The sequence below is a fragment of the Streptomyces lucensis JCM 4490 genome (assembly GCF_014650035.1).
Classification (GTDB): domain Bacteria; phylum Actinomycetota; class Actinomycetes; order Streptomycetales; family Streptomycetaceae; genus Streptomyces; species Streptomyces lucensis.
Map to the genome: position 1 here is coordinate 381,874 of NZ_BMUE01000003.1, position 18,575 is coordinate 400,448.

Annotated in this window: 19 protein-coding genes; 7 read left to right on the forward strand and 12 right to left on the reverse strand. The window is 73.6% G+C overall.

Annotated elements, in window-relative coordinates; all coding sequences use genetic code 11:
* Positions 1-34: 34 nt before the first annotated feature.
* Positions 35-475 (reverse strand): pyridoxamine 5'-phosphate oxidase family protein, encoded by a 441-nt coding sequence (locus tag IE177_RS09630; RefSeq protein ID WP_190014757.1) that lies wholly within the window; start codon positions 473-475, stop codon positions 35-37.
* 231 nt (positions 476-706) lie between these two features.
* On the opposite strand from IE177_RS09630, the gene IE177_RS09635 reads away from it, so the two are divergent.
* Both IE177_RS09635 and IE177_RS09640 read left to right on the forward strand, forming a co-directional pair.
* Positions 707-1,321, forward strand: a complete 615-nt coding sequence (locus IE177_RS09635; protein WP_190014760.1) for an Rv1733c family protein — start codon at positions 707-709, stop codon at positions 1,319-1,321.
* A 173-nt stretch (positions 1,322-1,494) separates the two neighbouring features.
* Complete coding sequence (locus IE177_RS09640) at positions 1,495-2,238, forward strand: maleylpyruvate isomerase family mycothiol-dependent enzyme (RefSeq protein WP_190014761.1); 744 nt, start codon at positions 1,495-1,497, stop codon at positions 2,236-2,238.
* Positions 2,239-2,245: 7 nt separating this feature from the next.
* Here IE177_RS09640 and IE177_RS09645 read toward each other — a convergent pair whose 3' ends face one another.
* The gene (locus tag IE177_RS09645; RefSeq protein ID WP_190014763.1) at positions 2,246-2,644 is read right to left on the reverse strand and encodes a MarR family winged helix-turn-helix transcriptional regulator; all 399 of its coding nucleotides are present in this window, start codon (positions 2,642-2,644) and stop codon (positions 2,246-2,248) included.
* Between the two features lie 85 nt (positions 2,645-2,729).
* Here IE177_RS09645 and IE177_RS09650 point away from each other — a divergent pair, with 85 nt between their 5' ends.
* Positions 2,730-4,220 carry an MFS transporter gene (locus IE177_RS09650; protein WP_190014765.1) on the forward strand — a complete coding sequence of 497 codons (1,491 nt, stop codon included), beginning with the start codon at positions 2,730-2,732 and terminating at the stop codon, positions 4,218-4,220.
* A gap of 652 nt (positions 4,221-4,872) precedes the next feature.
* Here the strand turns inward: IE177_RS09650 and IE177_RS09655 are convergent.
* Positions 4,873-5,565, reverse strand: coding sequence for a TetR/AcrR family transcriptional regulator (locus IE177_RS09655; protein ID WP_190014767.1), 693 nt, complete (start codon positions 5,563-5,565; stop codon positions 4,873-4,875).
* Between the two features lie 144 nt (positions 5,566-5,709).
* On the opposite strand from IE177_RS09655, the gene IE177_RS09660 reads away from it, so the two are divergent.
* The gene (locus tag IE177_RS09660) at positions 5,710-6,165 is read left to right on the forward strand and encodes a nitroreductase family deazaflavin-dependent oxidoreductase (RefSeq protein WP_190014769.1); all 456 of its coding nucleotides are present in this window, start codon (positions 5,710-5,712) and stop codon (positions 6,163-6,165) included.
* Here IE177_RS09660 and IE177_RS09665 read toward each other — a convergent pair.
* Entirely contained in the window at positions 6,155-7,450 is a 1,296-nt protein-coding gene (locus IE177_RS09665) for a geranylgeranyl reductase family protein (protein WP_190014771.1), read from the reverse strand. The genes IE177_RS09660 and IE177_RS09665 overlap by 11 nt on opposite strands.
* A 132-nt stretch (positions 7,451-7,582) precedes the next feature.
* Between IE177_RS09665 and IE177_RS09670 the strand changes: the two genes are divergently transcribed.
* Complete coding sequence (locus tag IE177_RS09670; RefSeq protein ID WP_190014773.1) at positions 7,583-8,938, forward strand: dipeptidase; 1,356 nt, start codon at positions 7,583-7,585, stop codon at positions 8,936-8,938.
* A 61-nt stretch (positions 8,939-8,999) separates the two neighbouring features.
* Positions 9,000-9,713, forward strand: coding sequence for an MBL fold metallo-hydrolase (locus tag IE177_RS09675; protein WP_190014774.1), 714 nt, complete (start codon positions 9,000-9,002; stop codon positions 9,711-9,713).
* Positions 9,714-9,745: 32 nt separating this feature from the next.
* Here the strand turns inward: IE177_RS09675 and IE177_RS09680 are convergent, their stop codons facing one another.
* From IE177_RS09680 to IE177_RS09690, 3 genes are all read right to left on the reverse strand, one after another.
* Positions 9,746-10,789 (reverse strand): NUDIX hydrolase, encoded by a 1,044-nt coding sequence (locus IE177_RS09680; RefSeq protein ID WP_190014776.1) that lies wholly within the window; start codon positions 10,787-10,789, stop codon positions 9,746-9,748.
* Between the two features lie 143 nt (positions 10,790-10,932).
* A complete protein-coding gene (locus tag IE177_RS09685; protein ID WP_190014778.1) occupies positions 10,933-11,121 on the reverse strand; it encodes a hypothetical protein in 189 nt (62 codons plus the stop codon).
* Between the two features lie 312 nt (positions 11,122-11,433).
* Positions 11,434-12,381 (reverse strand): ROK family protein, encoded by a 948-nt coding sequence (locus IE177_RS09690; protein ID WP_190014780.1) that lies wholly within the window; start codon positions 12,379-12,381, stop codon positions 11,434-11,436.
* Positions 12,382-12,595: 214 nt separating this feature from the next.
* On the opposite strand from IE177_RS09690, the gene IE177_RS09695 reads away from it, so the two are divergent.
* On the forward strand, positions 12,596-13,645 hold the full coding sequence (locus tag IE177_RS09695) for a LacI family DNA-binding transcriptional regulator (RefSeq protein ID WP_190014782.1): 1,050 nt from the start codon (positions 12,596-12,598) through the stop codon (positions 13,643-13,645).
* A gap of 82 nt (positions 13,646-13,727) precedes the next feature.
* Here IE177_RS09695 and IE177_RS09700 read toward each other — a convergent pair whose 3' ends face one another.
* From IE177_RS09700 to IE177_RS09720, 5 genes are all read right to left on the reverse strand, one after another.
* Positions 13,728-15,026: a DUF6986 family protein gene (locus IE177_RS09700; protein ID WP_190014783.1), complete on the reverse strand. Its 1,299-nt coding sequence runs from the start codon at positions 15,024-15,026 to the stop codon at positions 13,728-13,730.
* A 158-nt stretch (positions 15,027-15,184) separates the two neighbouring features.
* Positions 15,185-16,147, reverse strand: coding sequence for an electron transfer flavoprotein subunit alpha/FixB family protein (locus IE177_RS09705; RefSeq protein ID WP_190014785.1), 963 nt, complete (start codon positions 16,145-16,147; stop codon positions 15,185-15,187).
* A gap of 115 nt (positions 16,148-16,262) precedes the next feature.
* Positions 16,263-17,048 carry an electron transfer flavoprotein subunit beta/FixA family protein gene (locus IE177_RS09710; RefSeq protein ID WP_190014787.1) on the reverse strand — a complete coding sequence of 262 codons (786 nt, stop codon included), beginning with the start codon at positions 17,046-17,048 and terminating at the stop codon, positions 16,263-16,265.
* A gap of 219 nt (positions 17,049-17,267) precedes the next feature.
* Positions 17,268-17,777 (reverse strand): flavin reductase family protein, encoded by a 510-nt coding sequence (locus IE177_RS09715; RefSeq protein ID WP_190014789.1) that lies wholly within the window; start codon positions 17,775-17,777, stop codon positions 17,268-17,270.
* A 208-nt stretch (positions 17,778-17,985) separates the two neighbouring features.
* Entirely contained in the window at positions 17,986-18,375 is a 390-nt protein-coding gene (locus tag IE177_RS09720; protein ID WP_229816003.1) for a TlpA family protein disulfide reductase, read from the reverse strand.
* Positions 18,376-18,575 lie beyond the last annotated feature (200 nt).

The following is an 18,575-nucleotide window of genomic DNA, read 5'->3' on the forward strand; positions in this document are numbered from 1 at the left end:
GGCGGTCCGGCTCGCACGGGGCGGGGCGCCGCTCTCACGGCGCGAGGTCCACCCCGTAGAGCGTTCGTCCGCCGACCAGCTCACGTCCCGTGACCAGCTCGGGACGGATGCGCACGAACACCTCCTCGGGGGACGGCACCCAGGAGCGCGGGGCGATCCGGGCCAGCCGCTCCCGCTCGAAGGGATCGGTGACCACCGTCGCCCGGCCGGTGACGACGACGCTCCAGCCGGAGTTCCTTGCCGTGTCGACCTCGTCCACCTCGAAGGCCACCACCGACCGGTCGACCGCGCGGGCCAGCTCCGAGGAGGCCGAGGTGCGCAGCAGCACCGAGCCGTCACCGTCGAGGCAGAAGTTGACCGGAAGCACCGCGGGCAGGGCATGGCGTGTGTGCACGATGCGGCCGACCGGCACCTTCGTCAGCAGCCGGAGGCACTCGTCCCGGTCGAGTTCGCGGAAACCGTCGTTGTCATACATGGCCAGTCCGTCTTTCGCCTCGTACAGCGGTATCGCTCCATCCTCGGCGGCATGCCGGCGCCGTACGAGGGCCACGGGTCCCCGCCCGGCCGGAGACAGGCCCTGCCGGCGACGGTGCATCAGCCCTCCGAGCGGTTCACACGGGGGTCCAACGGCCCTGCCGTGCTGCCTGGCCGGCCCAAGACGGCCCCCCCTCCACAGCGGCGACCTTGGTGGAGGAGGTGGGGATCCATGGCGGATGACGGGCACCCGGAGAAAGGGCCGGGCGGGCCGGGTACCGGACGGCGCCTGCTGTGGCGCTGGCGGAGCAACCCCTTGCGCCGGCGTGACGACGTGGTGGAGGCCTGCATCGTGCTGGCCGTGTGGCTGATCGTCGCGGTGGGCGGCGCCGCTGTGGGCGTCCTGACCGGCCGGGCCGCCGACGGCGCGTTCGCACGCGAGCGCGCCGAGCGCCGGCCGGTCGCCGCCGCGCTGCTCCAGGACGTGACCGGGACGGCGGGACAGGGCTCGGGCCTCGGCGGCGACCGGGTCATGGCCGAGGTCCGCTGGACGACGTCCGACGGCTCCGTGCACACCGGTCGTGCCATGGTGCGGTCCGGGCAGGCCGCCGGAGCCCGGGTCACGGTGTGGACGGACCCGCGCGGTGATCTGCGGCCGGAGCCGCGCACCGGCACGGAGGCGAGGACCGAGGCGGTCCTCTTCGGTGGCGCGGCGGCCCTCGCGCTCGCCGGTGCCGCGCTCGCGGCGGGGGGCGGCGCACGGTACTGGCTGACCCGGCGACGCGTCGACGCCTGGGGCAGGGAGTGGGATCTCGTCGGTCCCCGGTGGACGCACAAGACCGGCTGACACCGGTCGCCGTCACCGCGGTGCCACCAGCCCCTCGGCCCTCCGGCCCAGCCGAGGCGAGCGCACCGCACCGGGACGTGACCGGTTCGGCCCCGGTCCCGTCATGCGGAGCCGTGGCCGCCCGCACGACCCCGGCCGCTCTCGCAGTGCGCCTGTCCGGCACACTCGCCTCCATGGAGACTGCGGAGTTCCTCGAGACCCTGGACAGAGAGGGCCAGTTGCTGGCCGCGGCCGCCGCCGACGCCGGGACCGGCGCGAAGGTGCCGACCTGCCCGGGGTGGCAAGTACGTGATCTGCTGCGGCACACCGGGGCGGTGCACCGCTGGGCCGCCGCCTTCGTGGCCGACCGGCACACCACTCCGAGGCCCATCGGCGACTCGCCGGACCTGGACGGCGCCGAGCTGGTGACCTGGTACCGGGACAGCCACCGTCTGCTCGTCGGCACACTGGCCGCCGCGCCCGCCGACGTGGAGTGCTGGACCTTCCTCCCGGCCGCCGGCCCTTCGGCACTGGCCTTTTGGACCCGGCGGCAGGCGCACGAGACGACCGTGCACCGCTATGACGCCGAGGCGGCCCGAGGCGGACCCGCGTCCCCCGTCGCCCGTGAGTTCGCGGTGGACGGCATCGACGAGCTGCTGCGCGGCTTCCACGCCCGGCCCAAGAGCCGGGTCCGCACCGAGGAACCGCGCACGCTGCGGATCCGGGCGGTCGACGCCGGGCCGGACGCGGCGTGGACGGTACGGCTCACGGCCGGGCCGCCGGTGACCGTACGGGGGGCCGCCGGGGAGGCCGAGGCCGAACTGTCCGGACCCGCTGACGCGTTGTACCTGGCACTGTGGAACCGGGCGCCGGTGCCCGCCGTGAGCGGTGACGACTCGCTCGCCGCGCTGTGGCGGGAGCGGTCCGGAATCGGCTGACGCCCGGTCAGCCGGCCCGGTCCAGCATCCGGGCCAGCACCGCGCGCTGCACCGGCCGCACTTCGCCGTGCAGCGCGCGTCCCTTCCCGGTGAGTGCCACACGTACGCCGCGCCGGTCCTCGGGACACATGGCCCGCTCGACGAGGCCGTCCCGCTCCAGACGGCCGACGAGCCGGGAGAGCGCGCTCTGGCTGAGGTGGACCCGGTCGGAGATCTCCTGCACGCGGTAGGCGCAGCCGCCGTCCGCCGCAGCCCCCTCGGCCAGCAGGTCGAGGACCTCGAAGTCGCTGGCGCACAGGCCGTGTCGGTGCAGTGCCCGGTCCAGCTCGCACTGGGTGCGGGCGTGCAGGGCCAGGATGTCCCGCCACTCCTCGACGAGCGCGCGCTCGGCCTTCTTCGCCGCCATGAGCGCACCGTAGCAGAGAACGACATTTGTTGCGTCGTAATCAAATGCGTTTGCATTCAATGCGCGTGCATGTAGTGTCCTCGGCATGACCTCTCCGCTCCCCCACCCCGCGGCCCCGTCCCCGGCGCTTCGCTGGACCCCCCGGCTGTGGGGCACCCTGCTGGTGCTGTGCGCCGCGATGTTCCTGGACGCGCTGGACGTGTCGATGGTCGGCGTCGCCCTGCCGTCCATCGGGTCCGACCTCCACCTGTCCACCTCGACCCTGCAATGGATCGTCAGCGGCTACATCCTGGGCTACGGCGGGCTGCTCCTCCTCGGCGGACGCACCGCCGACCTGCTCGGCCGGCGCCGGGTGTTCCTGGTGGCGCTCGCCGTCTTCGCGCTGGCCTCACTGCTCGGCGGGCTCGTGGACTCCGGTCCGCTGCTGATCGCCAGCCGCTTCGTCAAGGGACTGAGCGCGGCGTTCACGGCGCCCGCCGGGCTGTCGATCATCACGACGACGTTCCCGGAGGGCCCGCTGCGCAACCGCGCCCTGTCCATCTACACCACCTGCGCCGCCACCGGCTTCTCCATGGGCCTGGTGCTGTCCGGCCTGCTGACCGAGGCCGACTGGCGCTTCACCATGCTGCTGCCGGCGCCGATCGCCCTGGCCGCCCTCGCGGCCGGCCTGCGACTGCTGCCGCGCAGCGCCCGCGAGGAGAACCACCACGGCTATGACGTCCCCGGCGCCGTCCTCGGCACGGCGTCGATGCTGCTGCTGGTCTTCACCGTCGTCCAGGCGCCCGAGGCCGGCTGGGCCTCGGCCCGCACACTGCTGTCCTTCCTGGCCGTGGCGGTGCTGCTGACCGCCTTCGTGCTCGTCGAGCGGCGTTCACCGAGCCCGCTGATCCGGCTGGGCGTGCTGCGCTCGGGCAGCCAGGTCCGCGCCCAGCTCGGCGCCGTGGCGTTCTTCGGGTCGTACGTCGGCTTCCAGTTCCTGACCACGCTGTACATGCAGTCCCTGCTCGGCTGGTCGGCCCTGCACACGGCGCTCGCCTTCCTGCCGGCGGGAGCGCTGGTGGCGGTGTCCTCCACGAAGGTCGGCGCGATCGTCGACCGGTTCGGCACCCCGCGGCTGATCGCGACCGGCTTCGCCCTGATGGTCCTCGGGTACGCGCTGTTCCTGCGCGTCGACCTCGACCCGGTGTACGCGGCCGTCATCCTGCCGTCCATGCTGCTGATCGGCGCGGCCTGCGCGCTGGTCTTCCCCTCGCTCAACATCCAGGCCACCAACGGCGTCGAGGACCACGAGCAGGGCATGGTCTCCGGGCTGCTCAACACCTCGGTGCAGGTCGGCGGGGCGGTCTTCCTCGCGGTCGTCACCGCCGTGGTCACCGCGGGCGCTCCCGCGCACGCCACCCCGCAGGCGGTCCTGAACAGCTACCGGCCGGGCTTCGTGGTCGTCACGGGTATAGCCGCGGCCGGCCTGCTGCTCACCCTCACCGGTCTGCGCAGCCGGCGCGCCCAGCCGCCGATCGTGGTCGCCACGTCCGCCGCGGCGAGGGCCGAGACCGAGCGCGTGGCGGTGCGCGACTGATCCGCCGGCGACCGCGCCCCGGGGGGAGGCGCCCGCTCCCCGGGCGCGCGCCCGCGCGACCGGCCACCCACAGGGGCTCCCGGCGTACGGCCCGGCCAGGCCGCGCCTAGTCCCGACTCGCGGGCGGGGCAGACGGGCCTCGGGCTCGGCGGTGGTGCCACTGCGGTGGGTTGCCGACCAGGCTGAAGCCGGGCGGGTGACGTGCGGTGAGCGGCGCATCAAGCTCCCGGGTCGCTCCTGGAGTAGCCGCCAGCGCCGGGAAGGGCACTGCGACGAACGCGCAACGCGCCGACCCCGCTCCGGCTCGCGGGCGTGGCCCGCGCCGGCACGCGCAGGGCCTCCCGCAGTCGCCGCGCCTTCTCCACGTCACCCCGGTTCGGTGGCCGAGCCGGGGTGACAGCTCGCACCGCTCCAGCCAGTCGGCGAGCCGAGCCGCTCCGCGGGCTCCACGCTGAACGAGCAGCCCTGGGTGTGCTGTCCGGACAGGTTGGTGACACAGTCGAAGCGGAAGTCGTTCTCCGGGAACCCGGCCCGCGCATGCGCGGCGCACTGGCGACAGCCGTGATCCCCACGCGGTCGCGGCGGTCGCACGCGGCGGCCTCCGCCCCGCCCCGACGGCGACCGCCGAGGCGCTCCCCCGTCCGGGGCCGGGTCAGCCGTCCGCCAGACCCACTTGCCGCGCCAGCCCGCCGGCCGCGTGCCGGAAGAACGCCTCGCGGTCCTCCACGACCCGGTTGAACTGCCCGAACAGCTCGAACCCGACCAGCCCGAACAGCTGCGCCCAGGCGGCGACCAGTGCCGCGGCCGCCTCGGCGGGCAGTTCGGGAGCGAGGTCGGCGGCGATCCGGGCGGCCTCGGGACGCAGGTCCGCCGGGAGCGGCGGCAGGGACAGGCCGGGGCCCTGGTGGGCGTCGCGGACGATGCCGATGAGGACCAGGCCGACGCGGGCCGCGGCGGGGACGGTGGTCTCGGGGGCGGAGTAGCCGGGCACGGGCGAGCCGTAGATCAGCGCGTACTCGTGCGGGTGGGCGAGCGCCCAGCCGCGCACCGCCTCGCACACGGCCGTCCAGCGGTCCACCGGCGCGGCGTCCGGCGCCGCGTCCCGCGCCCGCTCCGCCGCCACGCCGAGGGAGTCGTAGGCGTCGATGATCAGAGCGGTCAGCAGCTCGTCGCGGCTCGGGAAGTAGCGGTAGAGGGCCGAGGAGACCATGCCCAGTTCGCGGGCTACGGCACGCAGGGACAGTCGCGCCGCACCCTCCTCGGCGAGCTGCCTGCGCGCCGCCTCCTTGATGGCCGCGGTGACTTCGGCCCTGGCCCGCGCGCGGGCGCCCTGTGCGGTGCTCATGCCGGCAGTCTGCCACGAATGTGAGCGGCGCACACAAATGAGAGCGGCGGACAAAAAAGAGAGCACCGCTCTTGCTCTGGGCGCCCGCCTGCCCCAGACTGGAGGCGAGCGAGAGCACCGCTCTCCCGAACCGTGGGGGTCACCATGTCGTCGTCTGCGCCGTACTACCTCAAGGGCAGCGCGTTCACCGTCCGTATGAACAGCGTGATCGGCTGGCTCGCCCGGCACGGGCTCAGTCTCGCGGGCAGCGCCGAACTCTCCGTGCCCGGCCGCAAGAGCGGCCGGATGCAGCGCATCCCGGTGAACCCGCACACCTTCGACGGCGGGCAGTACCTGGTCTCGGCGCGCGGCCACTCGCAGTGGGTGCGGAACATGCGCGCGGCCGGCGGCGGCGAACTGCGCGTCGGCCGCAAGGTGCGCGCCTTCACGGCGGTGGAGCTCCCCGACTCCGAGAAGCTCCCCGTCCTGCGCACCTACCTGGAGAAGTGGGGCTGGCAGGTCAACCAGTACTTCGGCGGCGTGAGCACGGAGTCCTCCGACGAGGAGATCGCCGCCTGCGCGGCCGACCACCCCGTCTTCCGGATCACCGTCAGGAACTGACGGGTTCCTCCGCCGGGCCTGCCTGTCCGCCCTGCCCGGTCTCCCCGGTCTCCCCGGTCTCCTTGTGCTGCCCGGCCTGCTTCCGGTCGAACGCGGTCAGGGCGCGCTGGGCGAGCGGGTGGGCACGGACCAGCTCACCCAGCGAGGTCGAGCCCTGCGTGATGTCCTTGAACGCCTTCCACGCCGGACGGAAGCCGGTGAGAGCTGCGTGGAAGAGCCCGGGGCGCTTCTCGAACACGGCCAGCATGCGCTTGCCGACGCTCATCTCGACGCCGAGCCCCGCCTTGACCGCGAACGCGTAGTTCAGGGCCTGGCGCCGGGTGTCGACGGCGTCGTGCGCCTCGGCGATGCGGACCGCCCACTCCCCCGCCAGCCGGCCCGAGCGCAGCGCGAAGGAGATGCCCTCGCGGGTCCACGGTTCCAGCAGGCCCGCCGCGTCACCGCAGACCAGCACCCGGCCCCGGGAGAGCGGTGAGTCGTCGGCACGGCAGCGGGTCAAGTGGCCCGAGGAGATGCTCGGTTCGAAGCCGGACAGGCCGAGGCGGGCGATGAAGTCGTCCAAGTACCGCTTGGTGGCGGCGCCTTCACCCCGGGCGGAGATCACGCCGACCGTCAGCGTGTCGCCTTTGGGGAAGACCCAGCCGTAGCTGCCGGGCATCGGGCCCCAGTCGATGAGGACCCGCCCCTTCCAGTCCTCGGCCACCGGCTCGGGCACCGGGATCTCCGCCTCCAGACCCAGGTCCACCTGGTCCAGCTTCACCCCGACATGGGCTCCTATCCGGCTGGCGCTTCCGTCGGCGCCGACCACCGCGCGGGCCAGCACCGTCTCCCCGCCCTGCAGGACCACGGCGACCGTGCGCCGGTCCGGGACCGCCGAGCCGTGCTGCTCGACCCGCTGCACGGCGACGCCCGTACGCAGCTCGGCGCCCGCCTTCTGCGCGTGCTCGACCAGCTGCTGGTCGAACTCGGGCCGGTTGATCAGCCCGAACAGCATCTGCCTGGAGCGGCGCGTGCGGGTGAAGCGGCCGTTGTTCGAGAAGGTGACCGCGTGCACCCGGTCCCTGAACGGCAGCTCGAAACCGGGCGGCAGGGCATCGCGCGAGGGGCCGATGACGCCGCCGCCGCAGGTCTTGTACCTGGGCAGTTCGGCCTTCTCCAGCAGCAGCACGCGCCGCCCCGCGACCGCCGCCGCGTAGGCGGCCGAGGCCCCCGCGGGTCCCGCGCCCACCACGACGACGTCCCACACCCGCTGCACGTCGTCCGCCGAAGAGTTCTCGCCGCTCACGATGGTCTACCGCTCCGATCAAGCCGCTGCCCTAGTGTCCCTCGCATCCTACGGCGGCCGTCGTCGCAGGCCACTGTGGGAGTATCGGAGGTACTCACCCAGTTCAACGTCGCACCCACGAGGAGCGTGCCCATGTCGTCGAACCCGGTCGCCGAGACCGTCGCCTCGCTGCTGCCCCGGGCGAAGGAGGAGCTGACCGAGCTGGTGGCCTTCAAGTCGGTCGCGGACTTCTCGCAGTTCCCGAAGAGCGAGAGCGAGGCCGCCGCGGGCTGGATCGCCGACGCGCTGCGCACCGAGGGCTTCGTGGACGTCGCGCTGCTGGACACCCCTGACGGCACCCAGTCCGTGTACGGCTACCTGCCGGGCCCGGAGGGTGCGAAAACGGTCCTCCTCTACGCGCACTACGACGTGCAGCCGCCGCTGGACGAGGCCGGCTGGGCCACGCCTCCGTTCGAGCTGACCGAGCGCGACGGCCGCTGGTACGGACGCGGCACGGCCGACTGCAAGGGCGGCCTGATCATGCACCTGCTCGCGCTGCGCGCCCTGAAGGCGAACGGCGGCGTCCCGGTGCACGTGAAGGTGATCGTGGAGGGTTCCGAGGAGCAGGGCACGGGCGGCCTGGAGCGGTACGCCGAGGAACACCCCGGACTCCTGGAGGCGGACACGATCGTCATCGGGGACGCGGGCAACTTCCGCGTCGGCCTGCCCACGGTGACCACCACCCTGCGCGGCATGACGATGGTCCGCGTCCAGGTCGACACCCTCGCCGGCAACCTGCACTCCGGCCAGTTCGGCGGCGCCGCCCCGGACGCGCTGGCCGCGCTGATCCGCGTCCTGGACTCGCTGCGCGCCGAGGACGGCTCGACGACGGTCGACGGGCTGGACTCCACGGCCGAGTGGGACGGCCTGGAGTACACCGAGGACCAGTTCCGCGCGGACGCCAGGGTGCGGGACGGTGTCGAGCTGATCGGCGGCGGTTCGGTCGCCGACCGCATCTGGGCCCGCCCGGCGGTCACCGTCCTCGGCATCGACTGCCCGCCGGTCGTCGGCGCCACACCGTCGGTGCAGGCCGGCGCCCGCGCGCTGATCAGCCTGCGGGTGCCGCCGGGCGTCGACGCGGCCGAGGCGACCAAGCTGCTCCAGGCGCACATCGAGGCGCACACCCCGTGGGGCGCCCGGGTCGCCGTCGAGCAGATCGGCCAGGGCCAGGCGTTCCGCGCCGACACCTCCAGCCCCGCCTACCAGGCGATGGCCGACGCGATGGCCGTCGCCTACCCGGGCGAGACGATGCAATACGCCGGCCAGGGCGGCTCCATCCCCCTCTGCAACACCCTCGCCGGCCTCTATCCGCGGGCGGAGATCCTGCTCATCGGCCTGAGCGAGCCCGAGGCACAGATCCACGCGGTCAACGAGAGCGTGTCCCCCGAGGAGCTGGAGCGGCTGTCGGTCGCCGAGGCGCTCTTCCTGCGCAACTACGCGGCGGGCTGAACCCTTCTGCTCGTGGCAGAGGGCCCTCGCCTCGTGCGGGGGCCCTGCCTACGGTCGGCGCATGGACGTCATCGAACTCCTTCCCCGCCTGCACCTCCTGCGCTTCCCGGTCGGCCAGGCCTACCTCTGGGCCGACGACGACGACGAGCTGACGCTGGTGGACGCCGGACCCCTCGGCTCCGGCCGGGCGATCGCCGGGGCCGTCACGGCGCTGGGGCGCGCCCCTTCGGACGTGCGGCGGATCGTGCTGACCCATTTCCACACCGATCACGCGGGCGGGGCGGGCGAGTTCGCCGCGCTGAGCGGCGCCGAGGTGCTGGCGCACCACCTGGACGCGCCGTTCGTGCGAGGTGAACTCGACGGTCCGCCACCGCGGTTGGCGGACTGGGAAGTACCCATTCAGGCTGCGGTGGCCGAGCTTCTGCCCGTGGGCACGCCGGTCCCGCCCGCCGCCGTCACCGAACTGTCGGACGGCGACGTGCTGGACTTCGGCGGCGGTGCCCGGGTGCTGCACGTCCCCGGGCACACGGACGGCAGCGTCGCGTTGTTCCTGCCCGGCGAGGGCGTGCTGTTCACCGGGGACACCGTGGCGGCCTCACCGGCCGACGGGACGGTGATGCCCGGGGTGTTCAACCTCGACCGGTACCGGCTCCGCACGTCCCTGGAACGGTTGGCGGCCCTCGGCGCGGAGGTGGCCTGCTTCGGCCATGGGGACCCGGTGGTGGGCGGCGCCGCCGCCGCGCTGCGTACGGCCGCGGCGACGGCGGCACCCTGAACCCGGCCGAGGGCAGTCAAGCTGACGAGCCGTCAGCCGACCGGCACTCCGGCCTCCAGGTAGAGCGCGGTGCCCCGCTCGCGGGCGCGCAGGGCCCAGCGCAGCCGCTCGTAGCGGACCGGCGGGAGCATCTCGGCGGCCTCCTGCTCGGTGGCGAAGCGCCATGCCCGCAGCTCCGGCCCCGGCAGCAGCACCCGGGACGCCTCGCCGGACGCCAGCCGGCCGCCGTCGAACAGCAGCCGCAGCCCGCCGAAACCGGGCGGCGCGGGACGCTCCCAGTCGACCACGAGCAGCCGGGGCACCTCGCGCAGCCGTATCCCCGTCTCCTCGGCGACCTCGCGCATCCCGGCGCGGGCCGGGGCCTCGCCGCGCTCGACCACACCGCCGGGGAACTCCCAGCCGGGCTTGTAGGTGGGGTCCACGAGCAGCACCCGGTCGTCGTCGTCGAAGAGCAGGACCCCGGCGGCGAGGGTCTCGGCGGTCGGCTCGGGGGTCTGCACGATGTCACAGACGGGCGCGGCACCGCTGTCGACGGCCTCGGCGATGCGCACGGCGGTCTCGTACGGGGTCAGGGCGCTGGTGTCCACGAGGTGGGCGTCGGCGGTGAGCCAGGAGGCGAGCGCGGCACGGTAGGGCTCGACGTGGTCGTACGACCACTGCCGTACCCGCAGCTCGCCGTCGGGCAGGTCCGGCGGGACCTCCCGGCCGGCGATGCGCTCGCGCAGGATCGTTTCGGCCGGGGCGAGCAGCAGATGGCGTACCGGGATCCCGCGGGCGGCGAGGCCGCCGAAGATCTCGTCGCGGTACTCCTGACGGAGCAGGGTCATGGGCACCACGAGGGTCCCGCCCAGCTCGGTGAGCATCCCGGCCGCGGTCTCGACCACGAGCCTGCGCCAGATCGGCAGGTCCTGGAAGTCGCCGACCTCGGCGAGGCGTTTGGCCGGCAGCAGATGCGTGAGCGCCGCGCCGACGACCTCGGGGTCGAAGAGCGCGCTGTTCGGGATCAGTTCGATCAGTTCCCGTGCGGTGGTGGTCTTCCCCGCACCGAACGCGCCGTTGATCCAGACGACGGTCACGGACTCCCCCTCCTCTGTAGGCCCCCTGTGGCTTGCCCGCTTCACCCTGCCACGGAAACCCCGCCCCGGTTAGGGCGCCCTGCGCGTGCGTGCCGGTGCCCCCGCGGCGGGGGCACCGGCACGCACGCGCAGGGCGCCGGGGTCTACTCCTGCCCGGCGTCGTCGGCGGCGGGGGCGCTCTCGTGGCCGACGAGGTGACCTGCGGTGTCGAGGGAGTCCGAGACGGTGAGGTCGCCCACGCGCGCCTCACCCGAGGAGTGGGACGGGGTGACGGCGGCCACGACGAATCCCGTGGCGAGGGAGGCGATGGCGAGCATGCTGCGCTTCTTCATGCCCTGATCAACTACCGGGGCGCCCGGGAGTCACGCGGATCGGTCAGGTTCGGCCCGACCGGCCGATCGCGGCCGGTGCGGCAGTCGCCCGGCTGCGCGAGAGCCTCGACCGCTTCACTTCGGCGGCACGCGTCCCGACCCGGCGTGGAACCGCCTGGTCCCGGCACGGGCCGGCCGGCGGCACCCGCCCGAGTACCGTCCCGGGTGGTCCGCCGAGCGGGCGCCGCGCCGCGGACCTCACCCGCTCCCCGCCGGCCCGCGCGGGACACGGGGACCGCCGCCCGGTGCGGGGCGGGCCGCCGGGCCTCGCGCTCAGACGCTCGCCGTGTCCGGTCTGCGGGCCAGCGCGGCCGCGGCCGCGCCGACCAGGCCCGCGTCGGTGCCCATCTGGGCGGGCACGACCGTCAGCCGCTGCACGAACGACAGCGTGGCGTAGTCGGTGAGCGCCTTGCGCAGGGGCGTGAGGAGGATGTCGCCGGCCTTGCCGACGCCGCCGCCGATCACCGCGATGTCGATCTCGACCAGGGTCGCGGTGGCCGCGATGCCGGCGGCCAGCGCCTGCGCGGCCCGCTCGAAGGAGGCCACGGCGACCGGGTCCCCCTCGCGCGCCGCCTCGGCCACCGCGGCGGCCGACATGTCCTCGCCGGGCCCCGGGCTCCAGCCTTGCTCCAGGGCGCGGCGCGCGATGTTGGGCCCGCTGGCGATGCGCTCCACGCACCCCCGCGAACCGCACGGGCAGGGATCGCCGTCGAGGTCGACGCTGATGTGGCCGATGTGGCCGGCGTTGCCGGTCGGACCGGGGTGCAGCCGCCCGTTCAGTACGAGACCTCCGCCGACGCCCGTGGACACCACCATGCACAGCGCGTTGTCGTGACCGCGGGCGGCGCCCTGCCAGTGCTCGGCCGCCGTGATGGCGACGCCGTCGCCGATCAGTTCCACGGGAAGCCCCCCGGTGAGGCCGCGCACCCGCTCGACCACCGGGAAGCCACGCCAGCCCGGCACGTTCACCGGGCTGACGGTCCCCGCCGAGGCGTCCACCGGGCCGGCGCTGCCGATGCCGATCGATCCGGCGCGGCCCCACAGGGGCGAGCCGGCGAGGCTGCCCAGCACCTGCTCGACGGCACGCATGACCGTTTCGCCGTCCTGCTGGGCCGGCGTCGGGGCCTGAGCCCGCACCAGTATCCGTCCGTCGCCGTCCACCAGTGCGCCGGCGATCTTCGTACCGCCGATGTCCAGGGCCGCCACGAGATCGGTGTGCATCAAGGTCAGATCTCCCCGTTGAAGCTTGGGAACCAGAAAGAGGGGCAGGCCGGTCGAGCGGTGGGGGCGCAGGGCCGGGAACAGCAGTGGACAGTCTCCCCCGAGTCTGACAACGTTGTCCAGGCTCTATGCTCGACGCCACATCCTCATACAAGCCCATGGATCGCCGTACCACTCCGTGGGAGAACACGGACCAAGGACAGGACAGCGCATCGTGCCCGAGACCACCCGCCGCGCAGAACGCCCCTCCGGGAGCCGATACGGCAACCGTCCCACGATGAAGGACGTGGCCGCGCGCGCCGGGGTGGGCCTCAAGACGGTGTCCCGCGTGGTCAACGGGGAGCCCGGCGTGACCCCGGACACCGAGCGCCGGGTGCAGGAGGCCATCGACGCCCTCGGCTTCCGCCGCAACGACAGCGCGCGCGTGCTGCGCAAGGGCCGTACGGCGAGCATCGGCCTGATCCTGGAGGACCTCGCGGACCCGTTCTACGGCCCGCTCAGCCGCGCCGTCGAAGAGGTGGCCCGCGCCCACGGCGCCCTGCTGATCAACGGCTCCAGCGCGGAGGACCCGGAGCGCGAGCAGGAACTGGCGCTGGCCCTGTGCGCGCGGCGCGTGGACGGCCTGGTGGTGATTCCGGCCGGGGACGACCACCGCTACCTGGAGCCGGAGATCAGGGCGGGCGTGGCGACGGTGTTCGTGGACCGGCCGGCCGGGAAGATCGACGCCGACGTCGTCCTGTCCGACAACCACGGCGGCGCCCGCGACGGTGTGGCCCATCTGATCGCACACGGGCACCGGCGGATCGGTTTCATCGGTGACATGCCCCGCATCCACACGGCGGCCGAGCGGCTGCGCGGATACCGGGCGGCCATGGAGGACGCGGGGATACCGGTCGAGGAGCGCTGGATGTCCCTCGGCGTGACGAGTCCGGAGCGGGTGCGCCGGGCGGCGCGGGAGATGCTCACCGGTCCCGATCCCGTCACCGCGATCTTCACCGGCAACAACCGGGTGACCGTCACCGTGATCCGGGTCCTCGCCGGTCATTCCCGCCGGGTCGCCCTGGTCGGCTTCGACGACATCGAGCTGGCCGACCTGCTCCAGCCCGGCCTCACGGTCGTCGCACAGGACTCGGCCGCCCTGGGCCGCACCGCCGCCGAGCGCCTCTTCCGCCAGCTGGACGGCACCCCGGTCGCGCCGGAGCGCATCGAGCTGCCCACGAAGCTGATCACACGCGGCTCGGGCGAACTCCCGCCGGACGACTGAGCCGGGCCGCCGCGCCCACCGTGCCGGGCAGGGCCGGTGGACGGAGGACGCCGGGGCGGAGGACGCCGGGGCGGAGCGCCGGCTACTTCGGGGAGGCCGTCAGGTCGCCGCGCCTGGGTGCGGCGAAGGCCTCCAGGTCCGCACGGGTCAGGCCGGTCAGCCGGGCGACCTCGGCGACGTCGAGGGCGCCGCAGTCCAGGCCGCGCAGCAGGTAGCCGCCGAGGGCCTTGGCGGTGGCGGGCTCGTCCATGACGTCGCCGCCGACGCGCCCCGCGTAGCGGGCGAGGCGGGCCGCCGCCTGCTCGAAGCCCTCGCGGTAGAAGGCGAAGACGGCCGCGTAGCGGGTGGGGATGTGGCCGGGGTGCATGTCCCAGCCCTGGTAGTACGCACGGGCGAGGGCACGGCGGGTGAGGCCGTAGTGCAGGCGCCAGGCGTCGTGGACCTTGGCGGCGGGACCCACGGGGAGGACGTTCGTCGAGCCGTCCGAGACCCGGACGCCGGTGCCGGCGGCGGCCACCTGCATGACCGCCTTCGCATGGTCGGCGGCCGGATGGTCACTGGCCTGGTAGGCGGCGGAGACTCCGAGACAGGCGCTGTAGTCGAAGGTGCCGTAGTGCAGGCCGGTGGCGCGGCCGTCCGCCGCCTGGATCATCCGGGCGACCGCGGCGGTACCGTCGGCGGCCAGGATGGACTGGCTGGTCTCGATCTGGATCTCGAAGCCGAGGCGGCCGGCGCCCAGGCCGTGCGCCTCCTCGAAGGCCTCCAGGAGCCGGGCGAAGGCGCTCACCTGCTCGGGGTACGTCACCTTCGGCAGCGTGAGGACCAGGCCGCCGGGCAGCCCCCCGGCCTCGACCAGGCCGGTGAGGAAGACGTCGAGGGTGCGGATGCCCCGGGCGCGCACCGCGGCCTCCATGCACTTCACGCGGATGCCCATGTACGGCGCCGCGGTGCCGTCCCGGTACGCCTCGGCGACGAGGCGGGCCGCGCGGGCAGCCGCCTCGTCCTCCTCGGCCTCCGGGCGGGGACCGTAGCCGTCCTCGAAGTCCACGCGCAGGTCCTCCACCGGTTCCCGCTCCAGCTTGTCGCGGACCCGGGAGTACACCGGCTCGGCGAGGTCGTCGGGGAGGCCGAGGACGGCGGCGAAGGAGGCCGGGTCGGGGGCGTGTTCGTCGAGCAGGGCGAGGGCCCGGTCGCCCCAGGAGCGGACGGTGCCGGCGGTGAACGCGTCGGCGGGGACGTAGACGGTGTGGACGGGCTGCCGGGTGCCGGGGTCCCCGGGGTAGCGGCGCTCCAGCTCCGCGTCGACCGGCGCGAGACGGGCTTCGATCTCCTCGCCTACGGCGCCCGCGAGGCTCGTCGCCACCTTCTCGTGCTGCCCCATCCCACACCCTCCCGGGTTTCCGCCTTACGGAATCAACAATTCGTTGAATGAAGCTATCCGGGGTGATCCCGATGGTCAACACCCGCCGGGGCCGCCATCCAGCATGCACGAGGCCCCCGTGACCGGTGCGGTCACGGGGGCCTCGTGGTGGGAGGGGTTCAGCCCTTGCGGGTCTTGATCTCCTCGGTCAGCTGCGGGACGACGTCGAAGAGGTCGCCCACCACGCCGAAGTCGACGAGCTCGAAGATCGGGGCCTCGGCGTCCTTGTTGACGGCCACGATCGTCTTGGAGGTCTGCATGCCGGCGCGGTGCTGGATCGCGCCGGAGATGCCGTTGGCGATGTAGAGCTGCGGCGAGACCGACTTGCCGGTCTGGCCGACCTGGTTGGTGTGCGGGTACCAGCCCGCGTCCACCGCGGCGCGCGAGGCGCCGACGGCCGCGCCGAGGGAGTCGGCGAGCGCCTCGATGATCGAGAAGTTCTCGGCGCCGTTGACGCCACGGCCGCCGGAGACCACGATCGCGGCCTCGGTCAGCTCCGGGCGGCCGGTCGACTCGCGCGGCGTGCGGCCGGTGACCTTGGTGCCGGTGGCCTGCTCGGAGAAGGACACGGACAGGGCCTCGACCGCACCGGCGGCCGGCGCGGCCTCCACGGCGGCCGAGTTCGGCTTGACCGTGATGACCGGGGTGCCCTTGACGACGCGGGACTTGGTCGTGAAGGACGCGGCGAACACCGACTGGGTGGCCACCGGGCCCTCGTCGCCGGCCTCCAGGTCGACGGCGTCGGTGATGATGCCGGAGCCGATGCGCAGCGCCAGACGGGCGGCGATCTCCTTGCCCTCGGCGGAGGACGGGACCAGCACGGCGGCCGGGGAGACCGCCTCGTGGGCGGCCTGCAGGGCGTCCACCTTCGGCACGACCAGGTAGTCGGCGTACTCGGACGCGTCGTGGGTGAGGACCTTCACCGCGCCGTGCTCGGCGAGCGTGGCGGCGGTGTCGGCGGCGCCGTTGCCCAGGGCGACGGCGACGGGCTCGCCGATACGGCGGGCCAGGGTCAGCAGCTCCAGGGTGGGCTTGCGGACGGCACCGTCCACGTGGTCGACGTAGACGAGGACTTCAGCCATGGGATTGCTCTCCTGCGAAACGAAGTTGAGGGGCGGTCAGCGACTGCGGGGCCTTTAGGTCTTTCTTTTGGATCAGACCGGATCGGCGAGCCCGGCATGATCCAAACGAGAGGCCCTAGATGAACTTCTGGCCCGCGAGGAACTCAGCGAGCTGCTTGCCGCCCTCGCCCTCGTCCTTGACGATGGTGCCGGCCGTGCGGGCCGGACGCTCGGCCACGGCCTCGACCTTGGTGAACGCGCCGTCCAGACCGACCTCCTCGGCCTCGATGTCGAGGTCGGACAGGTCCCAGGACTCCACCGGCTTCTTCTTGGCCGCCATGATGCCCTTGAAGGACGGGTAACGCGCCTCGCCCGACTGGTCGGTGACGGACACGACGGCCGGGAGGGACGCCTCGAGCCGCTCGCTGGCGGCGTCACCGTCGCGGCGGCCCTTCACGACACCGTCCTCGACGCAGACCTCGGACAGCAGGGTGACCTGCGGGACGCCCAGACGCTCGGCGACCAGCGCCGGGACGACGCCCATGGTGCCGTCGGTGGACGCCATGCCGGAGATCACCACGTCGTAGCCGGCCTTCTCGATGGCCCTGGCCAGCACCAGCGAGGTGCCGATGGCGTCGGTGCCGTGCAGGTCGTCGTCCTCCACGTGGATCGCCTTGTCGGCGCCCATGGACAGAGCCTTGCGCAGCGCGTCCTTGGCATCCTCCGGACCGACCGTGAGGACGGTGACCTCCGCGTCGTCCGCGTCCTCCGCGATCTGCAGCGCCTGCTCGACCGCGTACTCGTCCAGCTCGGAGAGCAGACCGTCCACGTCGTCGCGGTCGACGGTCAGGTCATCGGCGAAGTGCCGGTCGCCAGTGGCGTCGGGCACGTACTTCACAGTGACAACGATCCTCAAGCTCACGCCGGCTCTCCTACTGCATCGTCAGTTCCTGGCTGCCTCTTGGAGGCAGCATAGGCGCCTCAAGCGGCCGATCCCGGTCGGGGACGTCCGCGCGCTCCGACCGAAATATTACTCGTCAGTACACCCAGTTCCTGCCCGCTAAGCAAGCGCTTTGAACTGTGACCTTCGCAACGCAGCGTAACCGGAACTCGACGCCCGCGCAGGCCGGGCGGGGCGTGATCAATCCCGCAGGGCGGTGAAGCGGCCCTGGTGGTAGAGGAGGGGCCGCCCGGTGCCCGTGGGGTCGCCCAGCGCGACCTCGGCGAGCACGATCCGGTGGTCGCCGGCCGGGACCCTCCCGACGATCCGGCACACCAGCCAGGCCAGCACGCCGTCAAGCAGCGGCACGCCTTCGGGACCCTCGCGCCAGGCGGTCCGCGCGCCGAAGCGGTCGGCGCCGCTGCGGGCGAAGGTCGCGGCCAGCTCGCCCTGGTGCTCGCCGAGGATGTGGACGCCCACGTGGTCCGCCTCGGCTATCGCGGGCCAGCTGGAGCCGCCCGTGCCGATGCCGAAGGAGACCAGCGGGGGCTCGGCGGAGACGGAGGTGAGGGAGGTGGCGGTGAAGCCGACCGGGCCGCCGGCGCCGCGCGCGGTGATCACCGCCACACCGGCGGCGTGCCGGCGGAAGGTGGAGCGCAACAGGTCCGGGGAGGCGAGCCGGGGGGCGCCGAGGTCGGGCGTGGCCGTCATGTGGCTGTCCTTCTGCTGGGGATCACGAGGGGGCGGTCGGTGCTCACTCAGCCCGGACAGCGCGCGCTCGCGGTGCGGACGAGGTCGACGTGGACCCGCCCGTGGAGAAGGAGTTCGGTCGGCATACAGTCAGACTGACGATAGGTGGCGCGCACAGTCAAGCACGGTCCGCGATCCGGGAGCGGCCCCGGGGCGCCCTGAGACTCCCTCACACCGCCTCGCCCAGCGCCGCGATGACGTCGGCCTTGCGGGGCTGTCCGGTGGCGCGCCGCACCACCCGGCCCTCGGCGTCCAGCACCAGGACGGTGGGCGTCTTGAGGACCTCCAGTTCGCGCACGAGGTCCAGCCGGGCCTCGGCGTCGATCTCGACGTGGGTCACCCCGGGCACCATGGCGGCGACCTCGCCGAGGACGCGCCGGGTGGCCCGGCAGGGCGCGCAGAAGGCGCTGGAGAACTGCACCAGGGTGGCGCGCTCGCCGAGTTCTCCGCCCAGTGAGGCCGCCTCCAGCCGCCTGCCGTCGTCCCGCCCGCGCACTCGCACTCTCCCGTTCCTCCGCTCGTCCTCCGTGGTCACCAGCACCCACGCGGGGCCGGTGATTCCCCCGCGCGCCCCCGTTCGCGAGGGGCCGCGTTCCGGCACCCGGGCGGACGTGACGAGGATCTCGCCGCCGCGGGGCACCAGGACTGGCTACCCGTCCGTTCTTCGGGCACGATCTGCGAGACGCCGTAAACCTACGGCTGCGTAGCTTTCCCGCCGGGAGCCCCTTTCCCGAGCAGAGCAGAAAGGGTCCGCCCCAC